General features: G+C 71.4%; 9 protein-coding genes and 1 pseudogene. 2 read left to right on the plus strand and 8 right to left on the minus strand.

Features of this window, described 5'->3' with window-relative positions; all coding sequences use genetic code 11:
* The 4 genes and pseudogenes from CCN56_RS33345 to CCN56_RS33365 form a co-directional block, all read right to left on the minus strand.
* A pseudogene (locus CCN56_RS33345) lies at positions 1-430 on the minus strand (hypothetical protein); the annotation flags it as partial.
* On the minus strand, positions 420-1,001 hold the full coding sequence (locus tag CCN56_RS33350; RefSeq protein ID WP_086831582.1) for a DUF6114 domain-containing protein: 582 nt from the start codon (positions 999-1,001) through the stop codon (positions 420-422). The pseudogene CCN56_RS33345 and the gene CCN56_RS33350, both read right to left, overlap by 11 nt.
* Before the next feature lie 119 nt (positions 1,002-1,120).
* Positions 1,121-1,786 carry a DUF6230 family protein gene (locus CCN56_RS33355; protein ID WP_086831583.1) on the minus strand — a complete coding sequence of 222 codons (666 nt, stop codon included), beginning with the start codon at positions 1,784-1,786 and terminating at the stop codon, positions 1,121-1,123.
* Positions 1,787-2,378: 592 nt separating this feature from the next.
* A complete protein-coding gene (locus CCN56_RS33365; protein ID WP_086831584.1) occupies positions 2,379-3,347 on the minus strand; it encodes a tetratricopeptide repeat protein in 969 nt (322 codons plus the stop codon).
* Positions 3,348-3,677: 330 nt separating this feature from the next.
* Here CCN56_RS33365 and CCN56_RS33370 point away from each other — a divergent pair, with 330 nt between their 5' ends.
* Entirely contained in the window at positions 3,678-4,313 is a 636-nt protein-coding gene (locus CCN56_RS33370) for a TetR/AcrR family transcriptional regulator (protein ID WP_086831585.1), read from the plus strand.
* 43 nt (positions 4,314-4,356) lie between these two features.
* Complete coding sequence (locus CCN56_RS33375; protein WP_218779478.1) at positions 4,357-4,767, plus strand: PPOX class F420-dependent oxidoreductase; 411 nt, start codon at positions 4,357-4,359, stop codon at positions 4,765-4,767.
* A 66-nt stretch (positions 4,768-4,833) separates the two neighbouring features.
* Here the strand turns inward: CCN56_RS33375 and CCN56_RS33380 are convergent, their stop codons facing one another.
* The 4 genes from CCN56_RS33380 to CCN56_RS33395 all read right to left on the minus strand — a co-directional run.
* Positions 4,834-6,534, minus strand: coding sequence for a methylmalonyl-CoA mutase (locus tag CCN56_RS33380; RefSeq protein ID WP_086831587.1), 1,701 nt, complete (start codon positions 6,532-6,534; stop codon positions 4,834-4,836).
* Positions 6,535-6,617: 83 nt separating this feature from the next.
* Positions 6,618-6,950 (minus strand): DUF3817 domain-containing protein, encoded by a 333-nt coding sequence (locus CCN56_RS33385; protein ID WP_086831588.1) that lies wholly within the window; start codon positions 6,948-6,950, stop codon positions 6,618-6,620.
* A gap of 55 nt (positions 6,951-7,005) precedes the next feature.
* Positions 7,006-7,515, minus strand: coding sequence for a MarR family winged helix-turn-helix transcriptional regulator (locus CCN56_RS33390; protein ID WP_041134260.1), 510 nt, complete (start codon positions 7,513-7,515; stop codon positions 7,006-7,008).
* Between the two features lie 31 nt (positions 7,516-7,546).
* A partial coding sequence (locus CCN56_RS33395; RefSeq protein WP_373412932.1) for an MFS transporter occupies positions 7,547-8,999 on the minus strand: 1,453 nt, incomplete at its 5' end.

The following is an 8,999-nucleotide window of genomic DNA, read 5'->3' on the forward strand; positions in this document are numbered from 1 at the left end:
GGGCGGTCTGCGCGCGCTCCTGCGTCTGCGGCGCGGCCGTCTGGCCGGTCTGCGTCGGGGTGGGCGTCGGGACCCCGGACGGCGTCGCGGTGGCGGACGGCGTGGCCGTCGCCGAGGGGGCGTCCGTCGGCCTGACCGTGGCGGTGGCGGTGGGCTTGGCGGTCTCCGTCGGCTTCGCCGTCTCGCTCGCCTCCGGCGTCGGCTCGTCCGAGCGCGTCACACAGGGGCCGGGGGCGAAGGGGATGTCCTTCTCGTCGGCGAGGGCGAGCTTGGGCGTGAGGCCCATGCCCACGAACACCGCGGTCGGCATGGCCGCCAGGGCCATCGCCTTCCCCGCGGGGCCCTGGATCCTGTTCAGCAGCGACTTGCGCGGGGCCGCGTGCCGCGGGCCCTGCTTCGCGAGCGCCGACTGATTCTCGTCACCCCGCACTGTTCCTCCCGCCCTTGGCGTCGATCGTCGTTTCGGTCGCCTGCTGCTCCGGCTCGCGCTGCTCCGGGACCACGGCCGCGGGCACGACCTCGGTCCCGGCCTCCGCGGCGGGCTCCGCTCCGGCCTCGTCCGAGGCCTCCGGCCGACCGTCGTGCTGTGCGTCCTCGATCTCCTCGATCGGGGGTGCGGGCGCCCAGGACGCGGACAGGGCACCGCCGACGAGGGCGAACAGGAACCCGATGACGAGGCCGCCGAAGTTCGACACCGGGATGGAGACGAGGGCCAGGACGATCGCCGCGATGCCCGCGAACACCCGGACGACGGGCTGGAACCACATCGTCAGACCGAGCGTGATGAGCAGCACGCCGATGATCAGCGCGCCGGCTCCGGCGGTCGTCTGCATGGCGAGCGTGACGTTGCCGAGCCGCATGTCCCCGTACGGGAGGTAGGCGATCGGTACGCCGCCGATCATGGTGAACAGCCCCGCCCAGAAGGGCCGGGTCTGCCGCCAGACCTTGAACCGGTTCTCCTTTTTGGGGACTTCGCGGGAGGCGGGGTACTCGGCGCTCATGGAACAGCTCCCTGGAAGCGGTGTTGCTGAGAAGGATGAAGAGAAGGGACCTGGCGGGTGGGACCGCACGCGACGGCCCCACCCCTCCGGACGGAACGGTCCTCAGGGACCGGCCGGTCCTAGTAGCACTCGGCGTCCGTGCCCCGGTGCAGCGACAGGTGCAGGTCGGGGAGCTTGAAGGTGCCGGCCGTGGTGGCCCAGGCCTTCTGCTGCACGTTGTTCAGCGTGGCCTGCTCGGCGCGCTGGCCGAAGCCGTACGGGTTGGCCTTGGTGTTGGGCTGGATGCCCGGCTTGCCCGGCGACTTCGGGAGGGCACCGGCCGCGACGCCGATGTCGATGTTGCTGAACTCGGCGTCGGCCTTGAGCTCGGAGACATCGAGGTAGATGCCCTTCGCGTAGACCTTGTCCTCGTCCTTGCCGGTCTTGGCGGCCTCGGTGCCGGCCTCCAGGCGGAGGGTGACGTCACCGATGAACGGCACCTTCGGCGTGACGACCGACTGGCACATGTTGGTGATCCAGGCCTCGGAGAACCCGGACACGGCCACCGGGGCGGCGAAGTCCTTGCCCTCGAGGTCCTTGCCCGCGTCCACGCTGCCGTACTGGACGAAGTCCGTACCGACGAGGCTGTTGGCCCTGACCTTGAACTCCTGGCCGGAAATGCTGAAGGACGCGGCGAGCGCGCCCTGGGCCAGGCCGACACCGATCGCGGCCGTCGCGGCCACGCTCGGGACCATGACGACGGCGAACCGCTTCCATCTGGTCCCGCCACGAACCTGGGACTTCATGAGAATTCCTCCTTCTCGGACGTACATCTCCGGAGGGACCCCGGGGGGTCACCCTGGGATGGGAGAAGAGCTACGTCCTCGGGAAGGAGAGCGCCGAGGCATCAGGCGGCGCGACGCGCGTCCGAATCACCGGCGATCACCCCCGAGCGACAACCATGAGCCGTGCCTCAAGGCACGACCTGATTTGGACAGGCCCCGTTCGTTGAGAGCGGGAACCCCCCTGTCCACGACCGCTGCCGGAACACCGGTCCACTCGGTGGGGACCCTCGCCGCGTTCCCGGTTGGTCTCCGGGGGGCTGCGGTTCGGACCGAGCGTCGCCGATCGTGGTCCATTCCGGGCCCCCGCACAAGGGGGTTCGTTACTGGCTAGTAACGGGTGGATAACCACGTCGTGGCGAGACGGGACCGAACGGGCACGCTGGGTGCGTTCGAGCGACGGGGAATGTCAGGAGATCATCGGATGAATCCGGACAGAATGCCGGGTTCGATTTACTGCAAGTAACAGCGGCCGCGATTACCAAGTTTTGGTAAAGCGCGGCCGCCTTTTGTCACCCTGCTGCCAAATCGTCAGACGATCCGGCACGTACGGGAGCTAGAACAGCACCCGCGCGAGGGCCTGCCGGGCCGCCGTCACCCGCGGGTCGTCGGCGCCGATCACCTCGAACAGCTCCAGGAGACGCAGCCGCGCCGCGTTCCGGTCCTCGCCCGCCGTGCGGCGCACGGTCTCCACGAGGCGACCGAAGGCGTCCTGCACATGACCGCCCACGAGGTCGAGGTCGGCGGCGGCGATCTGCGCGGCGACATCGGCCGGATCGTCCGCCGCGTTCTTGCGGACGGTGCCGGCGTCCAGACCCTGCACGCGCTGGAGGAGTTCCGCCTGCGCCAGGCCGAGCTTGGCCTCCGGGTGGGCCGGGTCGTCGGCGAGCACGTTCTTGTACGCCTGGACGGCACCCGCCAGGTCACCCGCGTCGAGCGCGGACATGGCCGCTTCGAGGAGGGCGTCGTACGGGCCGACCGGCCGCGCGGAGGCCCCGCCGGCCTCGGAGGCGTCCGCGTCCACGGTGATCCCGGTGAGACCGAAGCGCTCCTCGCCGACCTGGATCAGCTGGTCGAGGGTCTCCCGGATCTGCGCCTCGGGCACCGCACCCTGGAACAGCGGCAGCGCCTGACCGGCGACCACCGCGAAAACGGCCGGAATTCCCTGGATGCCGAACTGCTGCATCAGCATCTGGTTGGCGTCGACGTCGATCTTCGCGAGCAGGAAGCGGCCGTTGTACTCGACGGCGAGACGCTCCAGGAGGGGGCCGAGCTGCTTGCACGGCTCGCACCACTCGGCCCAGAAGTCGAGGACGACGGGAACCTCGGCGGAGCGCTGGAGCACATCGCGCTCGAAGCCGGCCTCGTCGACGTCGATCACCAGGGCCGACGGGGGCACCGCGGCGGAACCACCCTGCCGGGCGGCTTCGGCGCGCACCTGCTCCGCCTTCGCCTTGGCCTCTCCGGCCGCCTTCACCGCGGCGAGGTCGACGACGCCGCTCATGGACATGTTTCGGGGCTGCATGGATACATCCTCCCCCTTCCGCGCGCGTAACCGGTAAGCCATGGCTGAACCGTGCCGTCCGCACGTCTCCCGCCGGTGTGCGAGACGCGTGGACGACACGGTTCCTCGTCTTCGACGGCGCCGGGTCCCCACCCGGTGCCTTCTGTCGCGCCGGGTCCCCACCCGGTGCTGTGTGGTTGTCGCTCAGGCCGCTCAATGCCTTTCGCTACAGGTCGTAGCGTAACTCCAGGGAAGGATGCGGCGGGAGGGCGCGCGCCCGATCCGAGCGGTGAACTGCCTCACATCACCGACCTCTGGCGGTATACCTACCGGCGGGTATGGTCGCTTTCCATGTGTAAGCGCACCAACCCCCGCGGCAGCCGTACCGGGCGCCCCCGCTCCACCGAGGCCGACACGGCCATCCTGGAGGCGACCCGCGCGGCCCTGGTCGAACTGGGCTGGTCCAAGCTCACGATGGGGGACGTGGCCGGCCGCGCCGGGGTCGCCAAGACGACCCTCTACCGCCGCTGGGCCAACAAGAACGAGCTCGTCGTGGACGCCGTCGCCGTCCTCTTCGACGAACTCGAACTGCCCGACCTGGGTTCCCTCCAGGCCGACATCGAGCACGTGGTGCTGCAGTTCGCGGCGCTCCTCGAACGGCCCGAGACGAAGACGGCCCTCATGGCCGTCGTGGCCGAGTCGACCCGGGACGAGCCGCTGCGCGAACGCATCCGCGCCTCCATAGTCGACCGCCAGAAGCGGCTGGTCCTCGCGGGCCGCGAGCGGGCCCAGCAGCGCGGCGAACTCCCGCACCACTTCGACCCGGTCGCCGTGGACGCCACCGACGACCTGATCTTCGACGTCGTCGCGGGCGCGGTCGTGCACCGCGCCCTGGTCAGCGCCGAACCGGTCGACGCCCCCTGGGCGACCCGCCTCTCGGCGCTCCTGATGGGCGGCCTGGGCGCGGCGGCTGCGGCCGGCGGCTGAAAGTCGCGCGCACCATCCGCCGCAACGCCCTACGGTGACGGGCGTGACGACTCAACTCACGGACTCCGTCCGCGCCTTGCTCGACGACGTCAACCCGGCCGTGCTGGCCACGATCCAGCCCGACGGCTCCCCGCAGACCTCGGTGGTGTGGGTGGGCCGGGACGGCGACGACCTCCTGGTCTCCAGCCAGGACGGCCGCCGCAAGATCAAGAACATCCGGTCCGACGCCCGGGTCAGCCTCACCGTCCACGACCGCCACGACCCGCTCCGCTATGCCGAGATACGGGGTACGGCCACGGTCGCCGAGGACACCGGCCGGGCGCTCGCGGTGGCGCTCGCCGAGCAGTACGAGGGCGAGGGCGCCGGGCAGGAGTACCGGGAGCTGCCGCCGGAGGAGGTCCGGGTGGTCGTCCGGATCACCCCGACGAAGGTCCTCGGCACGGCCGCGAAGTAGGTCGCCTCATGCGGCGGGGGCGGTACGGGAGTTCCCGTACCGCCCCCGCCGTGTTCCGTACGGGGATCAGAAGCCCGGGGGCTCCGTGTAGACGCCCCACTCGTCGCGCAGGGCGTCGCAGATCTCGCCGAGCGTGGCCTCGGCGCGGACGGCGTCCAGCATCGGGGCGATCATGTTCGAGCCGTCGCGGGCGGCCTTGAGCATGGCGTCGATGGAGGCGCGGACCTTGGCGTCGTCACGGCGTCCCTTGCGCTCGCCGAGGACGCGGACCTGCTCCCACTCGACCTCGTGGCTGACGCGCAGGATCTCCAGGTCGCCGGTGACGGAGCCGTGGTGGACGTTGACGCCGACGACCCGCTTGTCGCCCTTCTCCAGGGACCGCTGGTACTGGAAGGCGGACTCGGCGATCTCGCCGGTGAACCAGCCGTCCTCGATGCCGCGCAGGATGCCGGAGGTGATCGGGCCGATCGGGTGCCGGCCGTCCGGGTGGGCGCGGCGGCCGCGCTCCTTGATCTGGTCGAAGATCTTCTCGGCGTCGGCCTCGATGCGGTCGGTGAGCTGCTCGACGTACCAGGAGCCGCCCAGCGGGTCGGCGACGTTGGCGACGCCGGTCTCCTCCATCAGCACCTGCTGGGTGCGCAGCGCGATCTCGGCGGCCTGCTCGCTGGGGAGCGCGAGGGTCTCGTCGAGGGCGTTGGTGTGGAGGGAGTTGGTGCCGCCGAGGACGGCGGAGAGGGCCTCGACCGCGGTCCGTACGACGTTGTTGTACGGCTGCTGGGCGGTGAGGGAGACGCCGGCGGTCTGGGTGTGGAAGCGGAGCCACTGCGCCTTGTCGGTCTTGGCGCCGTAGACCTCCTTCATCCAGCGGGCCCAGATGCGGCGGGCGGCGCGGAACTTGGCGATCTCCTCGAAGAAGTCGAGGTGGGCGTCGAAGAAGAAGGACAGGCCGGGCGCGAAGACGTCCACGTCCAGGCCTCGGCTCAGGCCCAGCTCGACGTAGCCGAAGCCGTCGGCGAGGGTGTACGCGAGCTCCTGCGCGGCCGTCGCCCCGGCCTCGCGGATGTGGTAGCCGGAGACCGAGAGCGGCTTGTACGCGGGGATGTTCGCCGCGCAGTGCTCCATCAGGTCGCCGATGAGGCGCAGATGGGGCTCGGGCTCGAAGAGCCACTCCTTCTGCGCGATGTACTCCTTGAAGATGTCGGTCTGGAGCGTGCCGTTGAGCACGGCCGGGTCGACGCCCTGGCGCTCGGCGGCGACCAGGTACATGCAGAAGACCGGGACGGCGGGCCCGGAGATCGTCATGGACGTCGTGACGTCGCCGAGCGGGATGCCCTTGAAGAGGACCTCCATGTCGGCGGCGGAGTCGATGGCGACACCGCAGTGGCCGACCTCGCCGAGGGAGCGGGGGTCGTCGGAGTCGCGGCCCATGAGGGTCGGCATGTCGAAGGCGACGGAGAGGCCGCCGCCGCCGGCGGCCAGGATCATCTTGTAGCGCTCGTTGGTCTGCTCGGCGTTGCCGAAGCCGGCGAACTGGCGGATGGTCCAGGTCCGGCCCCGGTAGCCGGTCGGGTGGAGTCCCCGGGTGAAGGGGTACTCGCCGGGCCAGCCGATGCGCTCGAACCCCTCGTAGGTGTCGCCGGGGCGGGGCCCGTACACGGGCTCCACCTCGTCCCCGGAGAGCGTGGTGAAGTCGGCGTCCCGCTTGCGGGCCTTGTCGTAACGGGCCTGCCAGCGACGGCGGCCTTCCTCGATGGCGTCAGCGTCCATGCTTCGAATTTACTAGGACGTCCTAGTAAATGTCGATGGCAAACCCCCGCACATCAGTGCGGGGGTGGGCCCTCGGGCCTCGGTCAGGCGTTGGCCGGGGCCGGCTGCGCGCCGTTGACCAGCGGAAGCGTCTCGGCGACGACCTTGCGCTCGACGAAGAACGCGGCGGTGGGGATGGTGCCGGAGACCAGGACCCACAGCAGCTTGCCGAACGGCCACTTCGCCTTGGAGCCCAGGTCGAAGGCGAAGATCAGGTAGATGATGTAGAGGACGCCGTGGAGCTGCGAGACCGCGAAGGTCAGGTCCTCGCCGACGCCGAAGCCGTACTTGGCGACCATGCACGCGCACAGGACGAGGAGCATGACGGCGGTCACGTAGGCCATGACGCGGTAGCGGGTCAGCACGCTGGATTTCATGCCGTCGAGCGTAACGGCACGATCCGGGCGATCTTCGCGCGGGCCCGGTTCCGGCTCAGCCCTCGTCGAAGTCGCCCGCCGCGACCCGCAGCGGGCGCAGCATCGCGAAGATCTCCGCGCACTCCTCGGCGTCGTACGCGCCGAGGCCGAACTCCATCTCCATCAGGTCGCGGGTGGCGGCCTCGACCACCTCGCGCCCCTTCTCGGTGATGGAGGCGAGGGTGCCGCGCCCGTCGTTGGGGTTGGGCCGCTTGCTCACGAGCCCCGATCTCACCAGCCGGTCCACCGTGTTCGTCACCGAGGTCGGGTGGACCTGCAGCCGCTCGCCGATCTTGGACATCGGCAGCTCGCCGGCCTTCGAGAAGGTCAGCAGCACCAGCGCCTCGTAGCGGGCGAAGGTCAGCCCGTACGGCTTGACGACCGCGTCCACCTCGGCCAGCAGGATCTGGTGGGCACGCATGATCGAGGTGATCGCGGCCATCGAGGGGACCGGGCCCCAGCGCTTCTGCCAGAGTTCGTCGGCGCGGGCGATGGGGTCGAAGGGGAGACTGAGCGGCTTCGGCACGCATCGACCATACCGACTGGTCATATGCCGGTCAGCCCCGTCTCGCCTTTCGGTCGCCGCCCGGGGCACCGCCTCCGGTCGCCCGCAGCTCTGCGGCGGCGGCGAGGAGGCAGAGCGTGCCGAGGACGCCGGTACCGGCGACGACCGTGTGCACGGGCGCGAACTCGGCCGCGATCCCTGCCCCGGCCATCCCGACGCCCTGGACGGTCATCATGCCCGCCGTCATCAGGGTCATGGCCCTCCCCCGCTGCTCCTCGGGGACGGCGGCGACGAACCAGGCGTCGAGGCCGAGGGTGTACGCGCCGGTGGCGCCGGCCAGGAAGAGCGCGACGGCCGCGAGGGCGACGCCGGGCCGGGGGCCGTACAGGAGGTACGGCAGGACGCCGGCGACGGCGAGCGGCAGCACGATCCGGGACCGGGCGGCGGCGGAGAGGAACGATCCGGCGAGGAGCTCGCCCGTGATGGTGCCGACGGGCAGGGCGCACATGAGGAGGCCGAGGGCGGCGGTGGAGACGCCGATCTCGTCGGCGTAGGGGGCGGCGAGGGCCTCGGGGACGACGGCGAAGAGCGGCGGCACCCAGAACATCAGCATCAGGGCGCGCACGCGCCGGTTCCGCAGCACCGCCCAGGTCCCGGAGAGCCCTGGCGAGTCACTCCCCCGGGCGGGACGGCGGGCGGTCCCGAGGCGCAGCAGCAGCGCGGAGGCGAGGAAGGTGGCGGTGGTCACGACGAGGGCGCCGCGCGGCGGAACGACGGTGAGGAGGACACCGCCGGCGGCGAACCCGGTGAGCAGCGCGCTCTGCGACACGATCCGCAGCAGCGAGCGCCCGAGGACGAAGAGGTCGCCCTCGCCGAGGATGTCGGCGAGGGTCGCCATGCGGGTGCCGTTGAAGACGGGCGAGACGACGGCGATGGCGCAGCGCAGCACGAGCAGGACGGCGACGGGGGTGGCGGGCACGACCATGAGCGCGACGCAGCCGGCGCAGACGAGGTCGCAGACGACGAGGATCCGCCGGGGCGGGAGCCGGTCGGCGAGCCCGGCGAGGAGGGTGCCTCCGACGAGGTACGGCAGGAACCCGAGCGCGAAGGTGAGGGAGGAGAGCAGCGGCGACCGTGTCATGTCGTACACGAGCACGGTGAGCGCGAGCTCGCTGACGACGACCCCGAGCAGCGAGAACAGATGCGCCACGAACACGAACCGGAACTCGCGGACGGCGAAGACGGCGCGGTAGCCGGGGCGGGGATCGGGGGCACCCGCCTTGCCGGACGCGGCCGCGAGGCCGGCGGCCGGAGCGGGGGCAGACACGCTCTCGGGGCCGGTGACCCCGCCCGGGGCGGTACCGGGAGCCGCCACCCCGGCGACCGCGGTCTCGGGGGCGACAACCCGGGCCGGGTTGCCGGCCCCGGCGGGCGCGGTGCCTCGCGGCGCCGGGGTCGGCGCGGCGCCGGGAACGGCGGGGCGCGCGGGGGCCGCCGCGGCCGTG

Origin of the sequence: Streptomyces sp. NRRL B-24572 (genome assembly GCF_002156145.1) — a bacterium.
Lineage (GTDB): Bacteria > Actinomycetota > Actinomycetes > Streptomycetales > Streptomycetaceae > Streptomyces > Streptomyces vietnamensis.